Source organism: Pseudomonas taeanensis MS-3 (genome assembly GCF_000498575.2).
GTDB classification, from domain to species: domain Bacteria; phylum Pseudomonadota; class Gammaproteobacteria; order Pseudomonadales; family Pseudomonadaceae; genus Aquipseudomonas; species Aquipseudomonas taeanensis.
In genome coordinates this window covers 170,720-192,101 of sequence record NZ_AWSQ01000003.1, presented here as the reverse complement: position 1 = coordinate 192,101, position 21,382 = coordinate 170,720, and the positions used below count along the sequence as shown (strand labels likewise).

Below are 21,382 nucleotides of genomic sequence, written 5' to 3'. Positions count from 1 at the left end.
TATGTTCACGGCTGCCTGATGACCGACCCGTTACCCGCCCTCGACCAGCTGCAGAAAAACCTCGAACACGCCCTCTACGCCGATCGCCACCGCTTGCGTCGTCAGCTGCACGAGCTGCACAAGCGGCCGGATGAGGCCAAGTTGGCGCAGTGGCTGGAGCGTTTCCAGGCCTCCGCCGCCAAGGTAGAGGCGCGGCGCCTGAGTGTGCCTCCGATGCGTTACGACGACGCCTTGCCGATCGCCGCCAAGCGCGACGAGATCAAGGCGGCCATCGTTAAGCATCAGGTGGTAGTGATCGCCGGCGAGACGGGGTCGGGCAAGACCACCCAGCTGCCGAAGATCTGTCTGGAGCTGGGCCGCGGCGTACATGGCCTGATCGGCCACACGCAGCCGCGGCGGCTGGCCGCGCGCAGTGTAGCGACCCGGGTCGCCGAGGAGATCGGTACGCCGCTGGGCGAGCTGGTCGGCTATCAGGTGCGTTTCGAGGACAAGAGCAATGAGCGCAGCTTGATCAAGCTGATGACCGACGGCATCCTGCTGGCCGAGACCCAGCACGACCGCTTCCTCGACAAGTACGACACGCTGATTATCGACGAGGCCCACGAGCGCAGCCTGAACATCGATTTTCTCCTGGGCTATCTGAAGACCCTGCTGGTGCGCCGGCCCGATCTCAAGCTGATTATTACCTCGGCGACCATCGATCTGGAGCGCTTCTCCAAGCACTTTGGCGGGGGCGGCCTACCCGATGCGCCCATCGTCGAAGTTTCCGGGCGTACCTATCCGGTGGAGACTTGGTACCGGCCGTTGACCGCCGAACAGGACGAGGAGGGTAACCGCGTCGAGGAGGATCTGTCCGTCGACCAGGCGATCCTCGCCACCCTGGATGAAATAGACGCGTTTGAGCGCAGCGAGGGCAAGCGCCCCGGCGACGTGCTGGTGTTCCTGCCCGGCGAGCGGGAAATTCGCGATGCCGCCGAAGTACTGCGTCGGGCCAACCTGCGCTTCACCGAAGTACTGCCGCTGTATGCCCGACTGACTCCCGCCGAGCAACAGAAAATCTTCCAGCCGATGGCGGGACGCAAGATCGTTTTGGCCACCAACGTCGCCGAGACCTCGCTGACCGTGCCGGGCATCCGCTACGTGATCGACAGCGGCACGGCACGCATCAGCCGCTACAGCTACCGCGCCAAAGTCCAGCGCCTGCCCATCGAGGCGGTGTCGCAGGCCAGCGCCAACCAGCGCAAGGGTCGCTGCGGCCGGGTCGAGCCGGGCATCTGCGTGCGCCTGTACAGCGAGGAAGATTTCCTCGGCCGCCCCGAGTTCACCGATCCGGAAATCCTGCGCACCAACCTGGCGGCGGTGATCCTGCAGATGCTCCATCTGCGCCTGGGCGAGATCGAAGACTTTCCCTTTATCGAGCCACCAGATGGCAAGGCCATCACCGATGGCTTCACCCTGTTGCAGGAACTCTCGGCGGTCAGCCGCGAAGGTCAGCTGACCCCGCTGGGTCGGCAGCTGGCGCGTTTGCCGGTCGACCCGCGGCTCGCGCGCATGGTGCTGGAAGGCGCCAAACAGGGCAGTTTGGAGGAAGTGCTGATCATCGCCAGTGCCCTGTCGGTACAGGACGTGCGCGAGCGTCCCTCGGATCGCCAACAGGCCGCCGACCAGGCGCATGCGCAGTGGAAGGACGTGGATTCGGATTTCGCCGCGCTGATCAACCTCTGGCGCGGTTTCGAGGAGCAGCGCCAGGCCCTGGGCTCCAGTGCGCTGCGTAGCTGGTGCCGCAAGAACTTCCTCAATTACCTGCGCCTACGCGAGTGGCGCGACGCCCACCGCCAGCTAGTGTTGATCGCCCGTGAGCTGAACCTGTCGCAAGCCAGTGGCGCAAAGGGCAGGAGTGAGCCTGCTGGCGATGCGTCTGCTCAACGAACGGCTGATCGCGGCCAAGGCCGCTCCCACAAAAGCCAAGCTCACCTGTCGCAGAGCGCCGCAGACACGGACGCCGCGCAACGTAGCATCGACTACGCCAAGGTGCACAAGGCGATTCTTTCCGGGCTGCTCAGCCAGATCGGTCAGAAGGCCGAAGAGGGCGATTACCTTGGCGCCCGTCAGCGGCGCTTCTGGGTGCATCCGTCCTCCGGGCTGGGGAGAAAGAAGCCCAACTGGATCATGACCGCCGAGCTGGTCGAGACCACCAAGCTGTTCGCGCGCATGGTGGCGAAGATCGAGCCGGACTGGATCGAGCCGCTGGCCGGTCACCTGATCAAGAAAAACCACTTCGAGCCGCACTGGGAGAAGAAGCGCGGCCAGGTAGTGGCCTTTGAACAGATCACCCTCTACGGCCTGATCGTGGTCGGCCGCCGACCTGTGCATTACGGCCCCATCGACCCACCAGTGTCGCGTGAGCTGTTTATCCGTGAAGGCCTGGTACGCGGCGAGATCAACAGCCGCGCCAAGTGCCTGAGCGCTAACCATCAGCTACTCGAACAACTCGATGAGCTGGAGGCCAAGGCGCGCCGGCGCGACATCCTCGCTGACGAGGAAACTCTGTTCGCCTACTACGAGGCGCGCCTGCCGGCGGAGATCCATCAGGCTGCGACCTTCGACAGCTGGTACAAGATCGAGAGTGCGAAGAATCCGCAGTTGCTGGTCATGCGCGAGGAAGATGTACTGGCCCGCGATGCCCACGAAGTCACCGCCACGCACTACCCGGATACCCTGCATCTGGGCGAGCTGACCCTGCCGCTGAGTTACCACTTCGAGCCCAATCACCCGCGTGACGGCGTCACCCTGCGCGTGCCGGCGCCGCTGCTGCCGCAACTGCCGGGCGAGCGTTTGCAATGGTTGGTGCCGGGTTTGCTGGAGGCCAAGTGCGTGGCTCTGGTGCGCAACTTGCCGAAAGCGCTGCGCAAGAACTTCGTGCCGGTGCCGGATTTCGTCGGCGCCGCGTTGAGCAAATTGAGTCTTGGCCAGGGCAGCCTGCCCGAGGCCCTGGGCCGCGAGCTGACGCGCATGACCGGCGCCCGCGTGCCCGACGAGGCTTGGGTCGAGGCCGAGGCTCAGCTGGAAAACCACTTGAAGATGAACCTGGAAGTGGTCGACGCCCAGGGCAAATTCCTTGGCGAAGGGCGTGATCTGGCCGAGCTGACTGCGCGCTTTGCCGAGGCTAGTCAGGCCGCGCTGGCGATTCCGCGAACCGATAAAACGCCGAAAACGGTGGAGGCCAAGGCTTTCGCTCAAGTGGCGGAAAAGACCCAACAGAAGATTGCCGGCCTGTCGATGACCGTCTACCCGGCGCTGGTGGAAGAGGCGGGCACGGTCAAGGAAGAGCGCTTCTCGACCCAGGCCGAAGCCGAATACCAGCACCGCCGAGCCCTACAGCGGCTGCTGTTGCAACAGCTGGCCGAGCCAGCCAAGTTCCTGCGGGGCAAATTGCCGTGCCTGACCGAACTGGGCTTGTTGTACCGCGACATGGGCCGGGTCGAGGCGCTGGTCGAAGATATCCTGTTGGCCAGCCTGGACAGCTGCATCCTCGAAGGGCAACAGCCGCTGCCGCGGGACGGCGCCGCGCTAGCTACTTTGGCCGAGCGTAAACGCAGCGACTGGACCGCGCATGCCGAGCGCCTGGCCAAGCTCACCCTGGAAATTCTCAAGCTCTGGCACGGCTTGCAGAAGCGCTTCAAGGGCAAGATCGACCTGGCCCAGGCCATCGCCCTCAACGACATCAAGCAGCAGCTGGGCAACTTGGTCTATTCCGGCTTCGTCCGTGAAACCCCGGCCGACTGGCTCAAGGAATTGCCGCGTTATCTCAAGGCCATCGAGCAGCGGTTCGAGAAAATTGGCGCCCAGTTGCAGCGCGATCGGGTGTGGAGCGGTGAGCTGGCCGGTTACTGGGAGCAATACCAGGCGCGGCTGGCCAAACACGGCCAGGAAGGCAAGCGCGACCCACAATTGCTGTTGTATCGCTGGATGCTGGAGGAATACCGGGTCTCGCTATTCGCTCAGCAGCTCGGCACCAAGATCGCGGTGTCGGACAAGCGCCTGAGCAAGCAGTGGAGTCAGGTGGAGGGCTGAGGCGTTTCGGTGGCTTCCGCTTTAGCGCCCTCACCCCAGCGGGGGTGAGGGGCGGTTCAGCCTAGGCTCATGCCACCTAGGGAGGGTTGAGCGCAGCGCCGCCCATTGGCTGTTCGCTGGCGAAAACCATGGCTAAGGCCTGGTTAGCGCGGTGGGCTTAGCGTTGCTGCAGGGCTCCCAGACTTTGCCCAGAAGTTGGGGGCAGCGCCTGAACCTGTTGCCCTGATCCTGAGCAACGGCTGTCGATTGGCACGTTCTCAAAGCGTTTGCGGTAAGCACTGGGCGCCAGGCCCACCCGTTGCTTGAACAGGCGTCTGAAGGAGTTGCCATCTTCGTAACCCACCCGCAAGGTGATTTGGTCGAAGGCGTCCTGGCTACTTTCCAGCAGGTGTTTGGCTTTTTCAATGCGCAGGTTTTGCAGGTATTGGATGGGAGTCTGCTCGGTCGCCTCTTTAAAGCGGCGGATGAAGTTGCGCATGCTCAAGCCAAACTCTGCGGCCACCTGCTCCAGGTGGATGTTGTTGGCGATGCGGTTTTCCAACCAGATTTGAATCTTCAGAATCACGGCATCGGTGTGGTTTTTCTTGAAGGTAGTACAGGCGTAAGGGGTCTGGCTGCGTGCGGAGACATCGACCAACAGTTTCTTTGCGCATTCGGCCGCTAGCTGGGGGGAGGCGAACTTGCGGATCAGGTGCAACAACAAGTCACTGCCGCTGGTGGAACCGCCCGAGCAGAGCATCTGCCCATCGTCGGTGACGGTGCGTTCGGTTTGTAAATTCACTTTGGGGAAGCGTTGCGCAAACTGCTCGCTGAACACCCAGTGGGTGGTGGCGCTACGGCCATCCAGCAGGCCCGCCTGGGCGGTGACGAATGCCCCCGTGCACATGCTGGCGATGTAACTGCCTTGCTGATGCTGCTGTTGCAGCCAGCGGATCATCTCGGCCAAGGAGGGCAGCACGCCCAGGATATTGAACATGAAGCCGGGCACGATGATCAGTTGCGGGTTGTGCAGGTCTTTTGTGGCGTTGTCGGGCGTCAACCTGAGGCCGCCCGTGCAGGCAACACTCTGGCCATCCATGGAGGCCGTTGTCACCCGAAATAGAACCGAATTGCCCTCCTGGCGCGGACTTTTTCGGACGGCATAGTGGTGCAACACATTAGCGGTTTCAAAAAACTCCAGGGTCGCGGCAACACTGGTGGATGAGCATTGATCCGCCATCAAGATGCAGACGTTCATGGTTTATTTCTCCCGATCTACAGCGTGGTGCGCGGCTGGCATAAATCGCATGCTATTCGTCATTTTTGCCGATGGTGGTGTTTAGGCGCAATGGCCACTATGTGCGCAGACACTCGTCTCTGCGCCGAGCAGTAAAGCCGCATCAAAGGATTGCCCACATGAAAAACGCCGCCTACAGACTATTCAAGAAGCCCTTCTTCGGCCGCTTTGTACGGCCATGGCGCTGGCCGGACAGCGTTGACCAGCATCACTGGCAGCGCTTGAGTGTCGAGAGTCAATCCGGCGCCATCATCGCCGCACTGTTGGCGCCTGCACATACACCGCAGGCCAAGGGTGCCGTATTGATGTCTCACCCCATGGGCGTGGTGGCCAAAGGCTTCTGGATGAAATATGGGCATGCCGAACTGCTACGTCAGGCGGGCTACCACGTGATGGTGTTTGATCTAAATGGCTTTGGTGAAAGTACGTCCACCACCATGGACTATCCACTGGATGTGTTGGCCGCCGGGCAAGCCTTGCAGGCCCGCTACCCCGACTTGCCCGTGGCGGTAGTGGGCGCCTCCATGGGTGCGGCCATGAGTGTGTGTGCCATGGCGCAGCCTGAGCATCCCTTCAAAGCGGCAGTGCTGGAGGCGGCGTTTCCGACGCTACTGCATTTCTGGTCCCGCTACCCCATCCCCAAATTGGGCATCCAACTGTCCAAAGTTGTGTATCCCGCCGGCGAGCGCAGTTTGCGCCCGACCCATGCTGCGGAAAATCTAGTGGGCAGCCCAGGGTTGTTGATGATTTATGGCGACGCAGATGAGTTCACCCCCATTAAAGATGGGGAGCTGTTATGGCAAGCACTGAGGCACAGAACGCAAACGGAATTCTGGCAAGTGCCAGGGGCCAAGCACACCCATGCGTATGCCGCTCAGCCCAAAGAATACGCTGAAAAAGTCATTGGTTTTTTGGATAGGCAGTTGGTTGTCAGCAAGCTGGCGTCCTGAGTCGAGTTCGTGGTCTTTGGTTTTTCATTTATAAACAAATTAGGGATGAATTGTGAGTTTCGGCGATGCCATGGCGGCGGTACGTGAAAGTGCTTCGCGCACAGTGACCCTTCCCGAAAAGTGGGGGCAGGGGCGAGCTACCTTTGGCGGTATGGTGGCCGCTGCCATGTATGAAAAAATCACTCCGCAGGTGGCACAAGGCAGACCGGTGCGCTCCGTCATGGTGTCGTTTGTCGCACCCGTTGCCCCGGGTGCACTGGACGTCATCGTCAAAGTATTGCGTGAAGGCAAAGCTGCCACCCAAGTGCAAGCCACGGCCTATCAGAACGACCAGGTCTGTGCCGTGGTACTGGCCAGTTTCGGTGGCGGTCGGGAATCCATGGTGAGGGTTGAACCAGGCAGTGCGCCGGTTTTTTACGCCCCGGATGATGTGCAAGCTTTCCCATTTATCTCCGGATTGACCCCGGACTTCACCCGCTATTTCGATTACCGCTATACCCTGGGCAAGATGCCGTTCATGGGGTCGGAGCAAACGGCAATGGGCGGTTGGATCAAGTTGCGAGAAGACTCAGAGGGGGCCATCTCGGTGGCGGAACTGTTGGCCCTGCTGGACGCTTGGCCGCCGGCCGTTTTCAGCATGTTGAAGAAACCCGCCTCGGGCAGTTCGTTGACCTGGACTATCAGCTTTGTGGATGTGCCGGCAGATTGCAGCGCCAATGACTGGTGGCAATACCAGGCGGATATTCAAAGCTCGGCAAACGGCTATAGCCATATCGATTCCACCCTGTGGGACAAACACGGCAAGGTAGTCGTGGTCAGCCGACAGACAGTGAGTGTGTTTGGCTGATAAAGGCGCTTGGCGGCGGCTGAGGGTTTTGCTGTACTCAACCTTTCCAGCCGACAGCCTGCGGCCCGTCTCAGACGGGGGGAGCAAGCAAAGGTTGCTCACCTTACACAAACCTCCGGTTTGCATGGGGTGTATGGCCACCTCCAGCGTTCTCCACCACTGCTCATCGAGGCGTGGGGTTGCTCTGTTCCGTCGTATCTAAGGCATTACCGCAGACGCGCCAAACTCCAGCTCATCCGTGTTCAACAGCTGCACGAAGGGGCCGCCGAGGGTCAGGCTATGGTGCTCGATGATCGTACGGGCCAACGCCACAGGCGTGTCCATACAGGTGTGTGCGTCCGCCTCCAGTACAGGTTGCAGGCCCAGCTCTGCTGCGCGGCAGGTCGTGTCGATGCAGTACTGGGCTTCATACCGGCGATGACCAATTGATCGATCCCGGCAGAAGCCCAGTAGTTGGTGCGTTCGTCGTCGGTCAGGCGGCGCAGGGCCTCCTGACGGTAGGTCAGGGCACAGTGCCGTAAGAATGGATTACGCCCCCACTGTGTCATTCAATAACCAGTCTCTAAATAGACTTGCTGAAGCAGAGAGGGGCTTGTTCGCGCTGTAAACGAGATAGTCAGCTTTGCCGGTCTCTACGAAAAAATCACCTGCCGTTCTTACGAATTGATTTTCCATCATTTCGGACAACATGAACTCCCAGCCCAATGTGACTCCCATCCCTTGGACTGTGGCCTTGATCGCCAAGGGGAGCTGGTTGAAGATCAGGGCATTGCTCGGCATCTGATAGTTGATACCGAATGTGCTGAACCAGTCGCTCCAATTTAACCAGCGCCATTTAAGCGGATCCAGGTGAATTATCCGAAGCTGTAGTAACTCCTCTGGACTATTTAGAGGAGGCAGTTGAAGGTCTGCCGAGCAAATCGGATAAATACGTTCGCGATAAAGGTAGTGGCTGGTGAGGGGGTGTTGCCACTCGTTATTACCATAAAGAATGCCAAGATCCGACTTCCGGCATAGTTCCTCGTTTATCTCGTCGGTGGCGTAAATGTTTATATTGACGTCGGGGTGCTCGGTGTTGAATCGGGCTATTCGGGGGAATAGCCAATAGTTTGCGACCGCCACAGTGCTGACTATTGTCAGGCTTTTACTGGAAATGCGTGAGCGAATTCGATTGTTGGTTTCAGCCAGCTCGTACAGCAGTACCTTTACATCGGTATACAGTTCCTGCCCGGCGGGAGTGAGCATTACCTGGCGATGCTCCCTATGAAACACTTCCGTACCGAGATGATCCTCAAGGATTTTGAGCTGTTTGCTCACCGCGCTCTGGGTCACGCACAGCTCGTCGGCGGCTTTGGTAAAGCTGCCGAAGCGGGCGGCAGCCTCAAAGAACGTCAACGTCTGAAGTGGTGGAAGCTGCTTGAATAGTGGTTTCATCCTATCCTCAACTGGTGGGCAACAGACATTCCTGCTGATCATCTCAGTCGTAGGAAGATTTGTCATCACACATAGTTATAAAGGCATATGGCCGAAGGTTGTTTACGTTAAGACTGCTTTACCCATTCCCATTGGGCATCAGTCCATGCCGCGTTTTCCGTTGTGCCTGGCAAGTTAGTCACTATTATCGGCTCCATCAAGAATCTGGAGCCGGGCTATGCGAAAAGTCAAAAATCTTCCTGCCATTGACGGTGAACTGGGCTGGTATGAAACCTCACCGCTCAAACAGCGCACCCCGGGTGTGCGCGTCAAGGGCAAGCATGAATTCGATGTGCTGATCGTCGGCGCAGGATTCACCGGTCTTGCTGTGGCAGGCCGCCTAGCCGAGCTTTCACCAGACTGCAAGATTGCCATCGTCGATGCGTTACGTGTTGGCCAAGGTACGTCCGGGCGCAACGCGGGCTTTATCATCGACCTGCCACATAATCTGGATGCCAATGAGCCTGATTCAATATTTGATCGGCAGATATATACATTCAATCGGTTCGCGATAGAACGACTGAACGGCATTCGCCAGCAACATCAGGTTAGTTGTGCGTGGCAGGATGCGGGAAAATATATGGCTGCCCGCGAAAGCAAGCATGCCAAAGAGCTCGCCGGATTTGTCAAAACCCTGGACGGGCTCAATGCGCCCTATGAAGTACTCGAGGGCGCGCAATTGGAACAACGCCTGGGGACCAGCTATTACCGGAAAGCGGTATACACGCCAGGCAATATCCTGATGAACCCCGCAGCGCTGGCACAAGGTGTCGCGTTAGCGCTGCCGGCGAATGTCACCCTATTTGAAGAAAGTCCGACCACTGCCATCAGCTACGGTGCACCTCATCGGGCCAAGTTTCTAGGTGGCGAAATTACGGCAAAGACGGCGGTTATTTGTACCAATTCATTCGGTGAAGAGTTCGGTTTGGTCCAGCAACGTTTGGCTCCTGTCTTCACCTACGCGAGCTTGACCCGTCCTTTGAGCGAGGAGCAGGCCCGTACCTATTTCAATGGTATAGCGTCCTGGGGACTTACTTCTGCCCACCCAGCAGGCACCACCGTGCGCTACACCCCGGATCGGCGCATATTCATCCGTAACAGTTTCAGTTTTGAAACGAGTTTACGCACTGACCAGAAAAAACTAGCCAAAGCATGGGCACAGCATCGCGCTTCATTTGAGGCCAGATTTCCGCAGCTTGTTGAGCTCGATTTTGAATACACCTGGGGCGGAATGTTGTGCATGACGATGAATCACCAGTCGCTCTTTGAGCGGTTCGATAATGACGTGTATTCAGCATGCGGTATGAATGGCGTAGGCGTCGCAAAAGGCACTTACCTTGGTTATTACTTGGCTGAGTGGATAGCCGGCCGTTCGAGCCCGGAACTCGACTTTATTCGTCAGCATAACCAGCCTTCCTGGGTGCCGCCGGAGCCGTTGCGCTCAGTTGGCGCGCGAATTCGACTGGGCTTTGAAGTTATTAGGGCGTCTGGGGAAGTCTAGAATTGGCTTTCGTAACAGTGTCTAACCAACAAGGTTGATGTTGGTTAGATATTTTTTATATATAACGAGATGAGTGTTGATGAACGCTTTCCTGAGCTCCGTGAATACCCACACCTGGACCAATGGCCGCCATTTGGTTCGTTGCGTCAAAGTCGTGCAAGAAACCTGGGATGTGCGAACCTTCAGTTTCATGGCGGAACAGCCGGTGATGTTTTTTTTCAAGCCGGGAGAGTTTGTCACCCTGGAGTTGCTGATCGACGGACAGCAGGTCATGCGCAGTTATACCATCTCCTCATCGCCGTCGTTGCCATACAGCTTCTCCATTACCGTGAAGCGGGTGCCGGGCGGGCAGGTCTCGAACTGGCTGCACGATAATCTTCAGGAAGGTCTCGAGGTCGCGGTTCATGGTCCTGTCGGCAACTTCAACTGCATCGATTTTCCTGCGAAAAAAGTACTGCTGTTGTCCGGAGGAGTTGGCATAACGCCTGTGATGTCGATGGCGCGCTGGTGGTTTGATACGAACTCTGAAGTCGACATGGTGTTCGTGCACAGTGCCCGCACGCCGAAGGATATTATCTATCGGCGTGAGTTGGAGCATATGGATTCGCGCATCACCAATTTCAATCTCAGCTTGATCTGCGAACGCTATGAAATTGGCGAGACCTGGAGCGGCTTTACCGGCTATCTCGGCGATGAAATGCTTAAGCTGATTGCTCCCGATTTCATGGAGCGGAAAGTATTCTGCTGTGGGCCGACGCCTTACATGCGGGCGATAAAGTCGATGCTGCAGCGCAACGGATTTCCAATGACCGAATACCACGAGGAAAGCTTCGGTGCGACGCCAAAAGAAGTTGAGAAAGATGTCGTAGAGCTTGCCGAACAGGCGCAGGTCGCCAGTGATAACGTCAGCAGAGCGGATATGCTGCGGGTTGAATTTATTCAGGCCGGTAAAAGTGTGCAAATCGAGTCCGGCGAGACGGTGCATACAGCCGCTGCAAAGCTCGGACTCTATATCCCTAAGGCCTGTGGTATGGGCATCTGTGGTACCTGCAAGGTTCGCAAGATATCAGGTGCGGTCGATATGGAGCATAACGGAGGTATTTCCGATGCGGATGTATCTGAGGGTTTTATTCTGAGCTGTTGCAGTACTCCACTTGAAGATATCGTGCTGGACTATTGAGTACGATCATTTAGGTGCGGTGAGTGAGTCCTCAGGGCTGAGTAGGGGGGGTAGTCGAGCTTCTCTGGCTGCGAGGCCTGACTCACTCTGATCGTATCGCTGGCGTCAGCGGGCTCCTCCGAAGCGACTGTCACGACCAGTCATGGGAGGCCCCCGGTGTTCTTGGTGCCGGCGACAGGTCAGCAACCGCTGCTACGATGTTTTTTCGCGGCGGGATACACCGAGTTGGCTTCGCTGTTTTGCTTTATCGTCCCGCGCGGAAGTGCATCGAGCATGTCGGATTGCGGAACTGACTGAGTCGGTGAAACGCCACATGCGAAGTTATTGATCAACCCTCCATGTTCTTTTCTCTCATTCGACAGCTCATGACCGGGCCGGCCCCTATTTCCTGGTGATAAGTGCTCCGGCTTTCTTGGCCGGCGGATGCTCTCGCCGCCTGACTAACGGTTGCCGCTTTGAGTGAAGAGGGCATTGGCCGCTTTTTACATGAAAGCGATGGACCTATCGGCATCCGAATTGCTGACTAGCGATGCTTGCTGTGAGTAACGGTGACAGCTATCCCCACAGCATCAATAGCCGCTTCTGTTGCGCCGATCATGGTCTACGCACTCTCCATGGCAAGGGTCGTGTGCAACAGCAGATGGGAGATGGGGAAACTGAAAAGGGGCATATCCTTCACGATGGATATGCCCCTAGATTATGCCTGCCTAGCCTTTACTGAATCGCGCTTCAGGCTAGGACGCAACCAGGCTGTGTGGGTCGATGACGAATTTCTTGGCAGCACCGCCGTCGAAGTCGGCATAGCCGCTCGGGGCCTGGTCGAGGTTGATCATCTGCACGTTCACTGCTTTGGCAATCTGCACCTTATCGAACAAAATCGCCTGCATCAGCTGGCGGTGATACTTCATCACCGGGCACTGACCCGTGTGGAAGGAGTGCGACTTCGCCCAGCCTAGACCAAAGCGCATGCTCAAGCTGCCTTGTTTGGCTGCTTCATCGTGCGCGCCCGGATCTTCGGTCACGTACAGCCCGGGAATACCGATCTGGCCGCCCGCGCGGGTCAACTGCATAGCCGAGTTCAGCACTGTTGCCGGTTGCTCTTTATGATGTTGGCAACCGCAAGCATGGGCCTCGAAGCCGACACAGTCGACGAAGGCATCGACTTCGGGCACACGCAGTATGTGCTCAATTTTATCCGGCAGTTCGCCTGGCTGGCGTAGATCGATGGTTTCACAACCGAAGCTGCGGGCCTGCACCAGACGCTCTTCAATCATATCCCCGACAATGACACAGGCCGCGCCGAGCAGCTGCGCAGAGACGGCTGCCGCCAGACCGACTGGTCCGGCACCAGCAATATAAACGGTCGAACCCGGACCTACGCCCGCGGTGACGCAGCCATGAAAACCCGTAGGAAAAATATCGGATAGTAGTGTCAGATCGCGCACCTTCTCCAGCGCCTGGTCGGCGTCGGGAAACTTCAACAGATTGAAGTCCGCGTAGGGCACCATGACGTACTCGGCTTGTCCGCCGACCCAGCCGCCCATATCGACATAGCCATAGGCTGCGCCTGGGCGAGCCGGATTGACGTTGAGGCAGATGCCGGTATTGCCTTCCTTGCAGTTGCGGCAGCGGCCGCAGGCAATATTGAAGGGAACCGAGACGATGTCACCGGGGCTGAGGAACTCGACGCCACTCCCGCACTCGATAATCTGGCCAGTTATTTCATGACCCAGTACCAGCCCCTCCTGGGCTGTGGTGCGGCCGCGCACCATATGCTGATCGCTTCCACAGATATTGGTGGTGATGACCTTCAGGATCACGCCGTGATCACACTTGCGTTTACCCAATGCCAATTCGGGAAACGGAATGGACTCAACCGCGACCTTACCGGCGCCTTTATAGATTACGCCACGATTTACATGCGTTATCGACATAACTGCCTCTCTTGTTAAAAGTCTAAGATTGTTTGTGCTACACGCAGAAAAATTTCTGCGTCAGAAATTCTTCAGGCACCGGTATTTAGCAATGCGGTAGCGGTGATCTCGATCAGGTAATTCGGATCGGCCAAAGTGGATTGAGCGCAGGCTCGGGTTGGTTGGTCTCGTCCCCCCAGCCAGTTCTCATAGGCATCGTTCATGGCATTAAAGTGGGTGATATCCGCGAGCCACATATTCACGCTAATAAGCTTGGATTTGTCCGAGCCTGCTTCCTGCAATAAGCGCTCAATTTTTTCAAGCACCTGCTGGGTTTGCTTCGCTATATCACCTTGCAGGTTGTCGGCTACTTGCCCGGCAAGGAAGACGAAGCCGTTTGCAGTTACCGCTTGACTCATGCGCGGACTTGTCTGCATGCGCTGGATATTGTTCATCTGGAACCCTCTGGTTAACTTCTGGGACATGAGCCACCGAATGGCAGTCCGGTGCTTGAGCGGATAGGTTATGGGTGACCCACTACCCAATGGCGCTATAGGTGGGCTAGGTATGCTCTGCGTCACACCCTTGTTGGCTGTGGCGGATATTGTCAGTTACTGATGGGGTGTTTCTAAATCGATAGAGATTTTTAGACAGAGTGGCTGTCGCATCAAATGATGTTTAGGACTCTATCGATGAGCACCAGGCATGCTGGCGCTTTTACTCCCTGTATTAAGTAGAGACCTGTGCCGATGGCTTATTTCGGGTGGTGTCCGGCATATAGCTATTTAGAAAAATGCATGCCTAATGCTCATGGATTAAGTCTTAAACGTCATTTGTTAGCACTGATGTACTCATGAACAATCGCTGTGCCTGGTGCAGGGAGTCTTCCAGCATTACGGCTATTGGCAAGCAAACCGTAGAAACCTGTAAGGCATGGTATTAATTGAGGAGAGAGCAATGCAAAAAATCGCCGAGTTAGTCAATCAGTATCGGCAAGGTGACGGTTTGCCGGCTGAATTCTATACCTCGAAAGAATTTTTCGATTTTGACATGCAGCATGTCTTTAAGAAAACCTGGATTTATGTCGGCACCGTTGCCGATGTTAAGAAGCGAGGCGATTTTCGAGTTGTTCAAGTCGACAATAACTCCATCATCATTATTCGTGACGATAAGGGCGAGGTTCGGGCTTTCTATAACACCTGCCGTCACCGCGGCTCACAGATATGCGTGACCGAAAAAGGCAATGTCCCTAAGTTAGTGTGCTCATACCACCAGTGGGTCTATGCTCTGGACGGTAATTTGATTTATGCCGGGCGCATGGGCGAGACATTCTCATGTAAGGGCAACGGCCTGAAGCCGGTGGCCATCGAGTCTGTCGCGGGCTTGTTATTTATTAACTTGGCAGAAGAGCCCTCTTACGCCGATATCGAGAAGATGAAAGCTGATCTGGCGCCCTATGTAAGCTTTTATCAGTTGGATAAGCTGAAGATTGTCAAAGAAATCGACATCGTCGAAAAAGCCAACTGGAAGTTGGTGGTGGAAAATAACCGTGAGTGTTACCACTGCAACGCTAATCACCCTGAACTGTTGAAAAGCTGGCCGCCTTTCGGTGCTGGCTTTGGCTGGCCCGACAACCCACAGGAAGCGGCGGCGATAGAGAAGAAAATCGACGATTCCTATGTAATTAAGCGCCCAGAGTGGCAAGCCATGGGGATGACCCACGAGCCGCTGGATCTGACAGATGACCGCTGGTACCGCGCCATGATGATGATCCTGGAAAACGGTGCTGTCTCTCAAACCATGAATGGCCAACCCGCCTGTAATAAACCCTTGCCGGGCTTCAGTAAACCGGATAACGGCGACCTCTCGATGTGGACACACTTCAACTCCTGGCATCACTTCATGAGTGATCATGTTGTGACCACATATGTTGTGCCTATTTCCGAAAGCGAAACGTTGGTGCGCACCAAGTGGCTAGTACATGAGGATGCACAAGAAGGTGTCGATTTCGACATGGATAACCTTACCCGTGTCTGGATAAAAACCAACGACCAAGACCGCATACTGGCCGAAAATAATCATGCCGGTATTCGTAGTGATGGCTACCAGCCTGGTCAGTACTCCGAAGAGACTGAAAGCCTGGTGATGAATTTTATTGGTTGGTATATCAAGCAGCTTAAAACCGGCCTGTAAATAGCGCCCCTAGGACGGTGATGCATAGGGCACCCATGAATTGGACGCCATATATTTCAATGTGTGTTGTTTGATAGCTACCATTGATTTAGTCATCACTGTCGCGGTCGCTACATCGAAAATTGGCACACAGAATTTCGATTTAATTGATGCAGTTTGGCATCAACTCATATTTACGGGACAGCGCCATGTTTGAGAATAAAAAAACCTACCTGAATGATGAAGCAAAAGGCAAGAAGCTGAAAAACCCGGTGACTGCCGATGTGCATCAGCGCGCTCGTGCATACCGTTTACAACGTGTTCGCGACAAATTGATCGAAAACCAGTGCGCCGCTGCCCTCCTGTATGACCCCGTCAACATTCGTTACGCCACCGATGCATCGAACATGCAGATTTGGACCGCGCATAACGCATCGCGTTACGCCATGGTGTTCGCTGAGGGGCCAGTAATCATTTGGGAATTTCATAATTGCGCGCACTTGTGCGAGCACTTGGAAACCGTTGACGAAGTGCGTAACGCGATCAATTGGGCGTACTTCGGTGCCGGCCCCAGGGTCACAGAAAAGGCCAAGGAATGGGCTGGTGAGATCGTTGCGCTGCTCAAGCAGCATGGCGGCGGCAATATGCGCCTGGCCGTAGACAAGATGGAGCCGGAAGGCGTGCCTTTCCTGGAGGCGCATGGAGTCAAGCTCGTACAGGGACAAATGGTCCTGGAACAGGCACGGGCCATCAAGTCTGAGGACGAGCTTGAGCTGATGAAATGGACCATTCGAGTGTGCGAACACGGCATGCAGCGGATGCATGATGAGCTGCAACCGGGCATGACTGAAAATGAGCTGTGGGCTTACCTGCATTTCGAGAATATCCGCCATGGCGGCGAATGGATCGAAACCCGCTTGCTGGCATCCGGTCCCAGAACCAACCCCTGGATGCAGGAGTCCAGCGACCGCGTGATGCAGGAAGGGGAAATCATTGCTTTCGATACCGACATGATTGGTCCCTATGGTTACTGCGCTGATATTTCTCGCGCCTGGACTGTCGGCCATGTGCCGCCCACCGCAGAGCAACGCCGTCTGTACAGTGCGGCTTACGAGCAAATTCAGCACAACATGGACATCCTAAAAGCCGGGATGAGTTTCAAGGAGTTTGTCGATAAGGGGTGGTCGATCCCCGATGAGTTCTACAAGAACCGTTATTGCTGCGTCGCCCATGGCATTGGCATGGCCGATGAATACCCGGCCATTGCCCACGCCGGTAATGACTGGGAGCGGGCCGGTTACGACGGCATGTTCGAGGAAGGCATGACCATCTGTGTCGAGAGCTGTATCGCGGTTGAGGGTGGACAGGAAGGCATCAAACTCGAAGAGCAAGTACTCATTACCAAAAATGGCTGTGTACCGCTATCGAGCTTTAAGTGGGAAAAGGATTGGTTGTCCTGATCTAACAGTTTTCGCCAGCCAGCCTGGTCGAGCGCATCAAAAACCAACAATTATAGGTACTTGCGTCGGTCAATTGGCGACGGCGCAAGAACTCCCTCTGTGAAATCTAACTATCACCTGGCTTTAAAGTAAAAAGCATAGGCCACAGCAAGAGATTGCACACAAATACAATAAGAGCAACATATCCCAGTGGAGAACCAGCATGCTTGAAGAGACGGTTACCTACCCAACTACTGAGAGTCGAGTCGACATATACACCTCCCCAAGAGGATTTTATAAAGGCTTGAACCCTGTCATTACCCTAGGCAGTAAAGCTATTCTCTTATTTCTCGTATTGGCTGCTGTGACAATACCTGACAAGGCAGCCTCGCTACTAGGAGAGATCAATAGCAGTCTGCTCTCCACGTTCAATGCTTACTACATTTTTTCCGTCAGCCTGTTCCTGATTTTTTGTATAGGCGTGTCCGTCAGCCCGATGGGCAAAATAAAACTGGGCCAGCTCAACGACACCCCTGAATTTTCCAATTTCTCGTGGTTTGCAATGATGTTTGGGGCCGGGATGGGCATCGGCTTGATGTTCTACTCCATTGGCGAGCCGATGTATCACTTCGCAGGCAACCCGGAAGTTATTAAAGGTGCGGTGGAGGCAAAAACGCTGGCCACGGTCGAATCCGCCATGCGCTTTTCCTTTCTCCACTGGGGGCTACATGCTTGGGGTATTTATGTTTGTGCAGGCTTGGCCATGGCCTACTTTGCTTACAAGCACAATATGCCGCTGACCATCCGCTCAGCGCTTACCCCACTATTCGGCGATAGGATTAATGGCACGCTGGGTCACGTGGTAGATATTGTCGCGGTTGTAGCCACTGTGCTGGGTATCTGCACAACCGTCGGAACAGGCGTGCTGCAACTGGTCTCAGGCTTCGAAAGCGTTACTGGTGGGGATTCCATGCGCACTTGGACACCCAGTCCACGAACACTTGGACAGCGATTCCACGCTGACTTGGACACTCATTCCACGGCCCCTTGGACACTGATTCCACGAGCACTTGGACAGTGATCTCTCACTGATCCGACCCCACGCTCAGGCAGGCAGCAACGCAGGATTATTCACTACCATCGACCTCTTTTCTCGAAGCGAAGAGGTCGTCGTGGAGCGTATATCCATGCGTAAAATCCGAGAGGTACTACGCCTAAAGTTCGACGCCGGCCTGTCCGTGCGCAAAATTGCCACCAGCCTACGCATCAGCAGCGGCAGTGCCGGCAATTACCTGCACCGCTTCAACGCTTGCGGGCTGACTTGGCCCACGCAGTTGTCGGACGCCGAACTGGAGCGATGTCTGTTCCCGCCAGCGCCGACGGTTCCTAGCGATCAACGTCCGATGCCGGACTGGGCTCATGTCCATGCCGAGTTACGTCGCCCCGGCGTCACCTTGGCCCTGCTCTGGCAAGAGTATCGGCTCACCCATCCGCAAGGCTTCCAATACAGCTGGTTCTGCGAGCACTACCGCCTCTGGGCTGCCAAGGTCGACGTGGTCATGCGCCAGGAACACCGTGCTGGCGAAAAGCTGTTTGTCGATTACGCCGGCCAGACCGTGCCGGTCATTGATCGGCGAACCGGCGAGATCCGCCAGACGCAGATCTTCGTCGCCGTTCTCGGCGCGTCCAGCTACACCTTCGCCGAGGCCACCTGGTCGCAGAAGCTGCCTGACTGGCTGGGCTCGCACGTACGCTGCTTCGCCTTTCTCGGCGGTACATCGCAGATCCTGGTACCGGACAATCTGCGCAGCGGCGTCACCAAGGCGCATCGCTACGAGCCGGATATCAACCCCAGTTACCGCGATCTCGCCGAGCATTACGGCGTAGCCGTGCTGCCCGCGCGCTCGCGTAAACCCAAGGACAAAGCCAAGGTTGAAGTCGGCGTACAGGTCGTCGAGCGGTGGATCCTGGCGGTGCTGCGCAACCGCCAGTTCTTCTCCTTGGGCGAACTCAACACAGCCATCGCGCTGCTGCTGGATCGCCTCAATCAGAAGCCCTTCAAGAAGCTGCCCGGCTCACGCCGCTCGGCCTTCGAGACCATCGACCAACCCGCACTGCAACCGCTACCAGAACATCCGTATGTCTACGCCGAATGGAAAAAGGTGAGGGTGCACATCGACTACCACGTCGAGGTCGACGGCCATTACTACTCGGTGCCGTACCAGCTGGTGAAACACCAACTCGAAGTGCGGCTAACCGCGAAGACCGTCGAGTGCTTCCACGCCAACCAGCGTGTGGCCAGCCATCTGCGCTCGCCGCACAAAGGCCGCCACACCACCCAAACCGAGCACATGCCCAAAAGTCACCGCGAACATGCTGAATGGACGCCGCAGCGACTGATCCACTGGGCTGAGCAGACCGGGCCGAACACCGCTGGTGTCATCGCTCATATCCTCGAACGCCGAATCCATCCGCAGCACGGCTTCCGCGCCTGCCTGGGGATCCTGCGCCTGAGCAAACAGCACGGCGAAGAGCGGCTGGAAGCCGCTTGCCAGCGAGCGCTGGCACTGGGCGCGTGCAGCTATAAAAGCCTGGAATCGATCCTGCGCCAAGGGCTGGAACGGCTGCCGCTTGCCCAGCAAAACCTGCCGTTACTGCCCGAAGAACACATCAACCTGCGCGGCCCTGGCTACTACCACTGACCTGAAAAAGGAGCACCAAAATGCTGCCCAACCCGACACTCGACAAGCTACAAACCCTGCGCCTGCACGGCATGATCAAGGCGCTTGGCGAACAACACGCAACGCCTGACATCAACGATCTTAGCTTCGACGAACGCCTCGGTCTGATGGTCGACCGCGAGCTGACCGAGCGCGAAGACGCACGCCTGACTACTCGCCTCAAGGCCGCACGACTGCGCCATAACGCCTGCCTGGAAGACATCGACTACCGCAGCCCGCGCGGCCTGGACAAATCTCTGATCCTGCAACTGGGTAGCGGCCAGTGGCTGCGCGACGGCCTGAACCTGATCATCGGCGGCCCAACTGGCGTAGGCAAAACCTGGCTCGCCTGCGCGCTGGCTCATAAGGCCTGCCGCGACGGTTACAGCGTGCGATATCTGCGCTTGCCGCGCTTGATGGAAGAACTAGGCCTGGCCCACGGCGACGGCCGCTTCGCGAAACTGATGGCGGGTTATGCCAAGACCGACTTGCTGATCCTGGACGACTGGGGCCTGGCGCCGTTTACCGCTGCGCAACGGCGCGACATGCTTGAACTGCTGGACGACCGCTACGGCAACCGCTCGACGCTAGTGACCAGCCAGATGCCAGTGGACAAATGGCACGCACTGATCGGCGATCCGACCTTGGGCGATGCGATCCTCGACCGGCTGGTGCACAACGCTTATCGGATCGAACTGAAGGGCGAATCGATGCGCAGACGCGCAACGAAATTGACGGCGACAGAGACTTCAGACTAACAATGCAAACCTGCGTCGCTGCGCTCCGACTGCCTGTCCAAGTGGACGTGGATCAGGTGTCCAAGTGAGCATGGAACGAGTGTCCAAATGATCGTGGGCTGAGTGTCCAAGTGTCGTGGAATCCGCAGTTACTGGCGCAGCGTGGCTAATCGGACTGGATGGCAAGCCGACTGGCGCAGCCATGCTGGTAGCCCTGTTACTGGTCATGCTGTTCTCAACCTTGTCCGCGGTCACAGGTGTCGGTCGAGGGGTGAAGTGGTTAAGTAATATTAATCTCACGCTCTCTTTTGTCTTGCTGGCGATTTTCTTTATCTTCGGCTCTGTGGCTTTTGCATTCTCGACCTACTTCGCCGGCCTGGCCGATTATCTGGTTAATCTCCCTGCGCTGAGTTTCACCGTATGGGAAACCAGCTCTGAGCTGGGTCAATGGCAGAGCGGTTGGACCCTCTATTACTGGGCATGGTGGATTGCGTTTGCTCCGTTCGTGGGGCTGTTTCTTGCACGGATCTCTAAGGGGCGCACAGTCCGCGAATTTGTACTGGGCGCCATGATAGTTCCGACGCTGATGTGTTTTCTGTGGTTTGCGTTACTCGGCGGCACGGCGCTGGATATTGGACTAAACGGTGGCGCAGGCGACGCCATAATTAATGCACCTATTGAGTCGCAGATGTTTGTTACCCTGCAGCAAATGCTCTCACCTGAACTGGCCCAAGCTATTTCTATCATGGTTGTGGTGCTCATCATGACATTCCTGGTGACATCTGCGGACTCTGGTGTACTAGTCCTGAATACTATTATGGCTGCCGGCAACAATGATCCCGGCATCAATCATCGTATTATTTGGGGCACTATTCTAACTGTCCTAGTCGCTGCTTTAATGTTTGCTGGCGGGCTTGAGGTTATTAAAGGGGCGATGATCATCGGCGCACTACCATTTTCATTGATTATGATATTGATGTGTCTGGGCACCCTGAAGTCGATGTTGAGTCGAAACTAAGGCTCTACGCCCCAAGCCAAAGCCCGAGGCCGAGACTTTCTCGGTCACGAGCTTTGTGCATCACTCAGGCTGCGGTCGATGC

16 protein-coding genes are annotated in these 21,382 nt (G+C 56.6%); 11 read left to right on the top strand and 5 right to left on the bottom strand.

The window, feature by feature from the left end:
- Nucleotides 1-18 precede the first annotated feature (18 nt).
- On the top strand, nt 19-4,074 hold the full coding sequence (gene hrpA, locus TMS3_RS13395) for an ATP-dependent RNA helicase HrpA (protein WP_025165785.1): 4,056 nt from the start codon (nt 19-21) through the stop codon (nt 4,072-4,074).
- 157 nt (nt 4,075-4,231) lie between these two features.
- On the opposite strand, the gene TMS3_RS13390 is transcribed toward hrpA, so the two are convergent.
- The gene (locus TMS3_RS13390; RefSeq protein WP_025165784.1) at nt 4,232-5,311 is read right to left on the bottom strand and encodes a GlxA family transcriptional regulator; all 1,080 of its coding nucleotides are present in this window, start codon (nt 5,309-5,311) and stop codon (nt 4,232-4,234) included.
- A gap of 158 nt (nt 5,312-5,469) precedes the next feature.
- Here TMS3_RS13390 and TMS3_RS13385 point away from each other — a divergent pair, with 158 nt between their 5' ends.
- Together TMS3_RS13385 and TMS3_RS13380 are read left to right on the top strand one after the other, a co-directional pair.
- Complete coding sequence (locus TMS3_RS13385; RefSeq protein WP_025165783.1) at nt 5,470-6,300, top strand: alpha/beta hydrolase family protein; 831 nt, start codon at nt 5,470-5,472, stop codon at nt 6,298-6,300.
- 52 nt (nt 6,301-6,352) lie between these two features.
- A complete protein-coding gene (locus TMS3_RS13380; protein WP_025165782.1) occupies nt 6,353-7,147 on the top strand; it encodes an acyl-CoA thioesterase in 795 nt (264 codons plus the stop codon).
- Nucleotides 7,148-7,345: 198 nt separating this feature from the next.
- On the opposite strand, the gene TMS3_RS25760 is transcribed toward TMS3_RS13380, so the two are convergent.
- Complete coding sequence (locus tag TMS3_RS25760; protein ID WP_268788214.1) at nt 7,346-7,471, bottom strand: hypothetical protein; 126 nt, start codon at nt 7,469-7,471, stop codon at nt 7,346-7,348.
- Nucleotides 7,472-7,675: 204 nt separating this feature from the next.
- A complete protein-coding gene (locus TMS3_RS13375; protein WP_025165781.1) occupies nt 7,676-8,581 on the bottom strand; it encodes a LysR substrate-binding domain-containing protein in 906 nt (301 codons plus the stop codon).
- A gap of 217 nt (nt 8,582-8,798) precedes the next feature.
- On the opposite strand from TMS3_RS13375, the gene TMS3_RS13370 reads away from it, so the two are divergent.
- The gene (locus TMS3_RS13370) at nt 8,799-10,121 is read left to right on the top strand and encodes an NAD(P)/FAD-dependent oxidoreductase (RefSeq protein ID WP_025165780.1); all 1,323 of its coding nucleotides are present in this window, start codon (nt 8,799-8,801) and stop codon (nt 10,119-10,121) included.
- A 79-nt stretch (nt 10,122-10,200) separates the two neighbouring features.
- Nucleotides 10,201-11,301, top strand: a complete 1,101-nt coding sequence (locus TMS3_RS13365) for a hybrid-cluster NAD(P)-dependent oxidoreductase (RefSeq protein WP_043301891.1) — start codon at nt 10,201-10,203, stop codon at nt 11,299-11,301.
- Nucleotides 11,302-12,035: 734 nt separating this feature from the next.
- Here TMS3_RS13365 and fdhA read toward each other — a convergent pair.
- The gene (fdhA, locus tag TMS3_RS13360; protein ID WP_025165778.1) at nt 12,036-13,235 is read right to left on the bottom strand and encodes a formaldehyde dehydrogenase, glutathione-independent; all 1,200 of its coding nucleotides are present in this window, start codon (nt 13,233-13,235) and stop codon (nt 12,036-12,038) included.
- A gap of 71 nt (nt 13,236-13,306) precedes the next feature.
- A complete protein-coding gene (locus TMS3_RS13355) occupies nt 13,307-13,669 on the bottom strand; it encodes a RidA family protein (protein WP_029866342.1) in 363 nt (120 codons plus the stop codon).
- Between the two features lie 502 nt (nt 13,670-14,171).
- Between TMS3_RS13355 and TMS3_RS13350 the strand changes: the two genes are divergently transcribed.
- The 6 genes from TMS3_RS13350 (at nt 14,172) to TMS3_RS13325 (ending at nt 21,300) form a co-directional block, all read left to right on the top strand.
- Nucleotides 14,172-15,407, top strand: coding sequence for an aromatic ring-hydroxylating oxygenase subunit alpha (locus TMS3_RS13350; protein ID WP_025165776.1), 1,236 nt, complete (start codon nt 14,172-14,174; stop codon nt 15,405-15,407).
- A gap of 188 nt (nt 15,408-15,595) precedes the next feature.
- The gene (locus tag TMS3_RS13345) at nt 15,596-16,846 is read left to right on the top strand and encodes a M24 family metallopeptidase (RefSeq protein WP_025165775.1); all 1,251 of its coding nucleotides are present in this window, start codon (nt 15,596-15,598) and stop codon (nt 16,844-16,846) included.
- Between the two features lie 202 nt (nt 16,847-17,048).
- Complete coding sequence (locus TMS3_RS13340) at nt 17,049-17,906, top strand: BCCT family transporter (RefSeq protein WP_025165774.1); 858 nt, start codon at nt 17,049-17,051, stop codon at nt 17,904-17,906.
- A 106-nt stretch (nt 17,907-18,012) separates the two neighbouring features.
- Nucleotides 18,013-19,527: an IS21 family transposase gene (gene istA, locus TMS3_RS13335; protein WP_025163931.1), complete on the top strand. Its 1,515-nt coding sequence runs from the start codon at nt 18,013-18,015 to the stop codon at nt 19,525-19,527.
- Between the two features lie 20 nt (nt 19,528-19,547).
- Nucleotides 19,548-20,303: an IS21-like element ISPsy14 family helper ATPase IstB gene (gene istB, locus TMS3_RS13330; protein ID WP_025163932.1), complete on the top strand. Its 756-nt coding sequence runs from the start codon at nt 19,548-19,550 to the stop codon at nt 20,301-20,303.
- Between the two features lie 181 nt (nt 20,304-20,484).
- Complete coding sequence (locus TMS3_RS13325) at nt 20,485-21,300, top strand: BCCT family transporter (protein ID WP_051394239.1); 816 nt, start codon at nt 20,485-20,487, stop codon at nt 21,298-21,300.
- Nucleotides 21,301-21,382 lie beyond the last annotated feature (82 nt).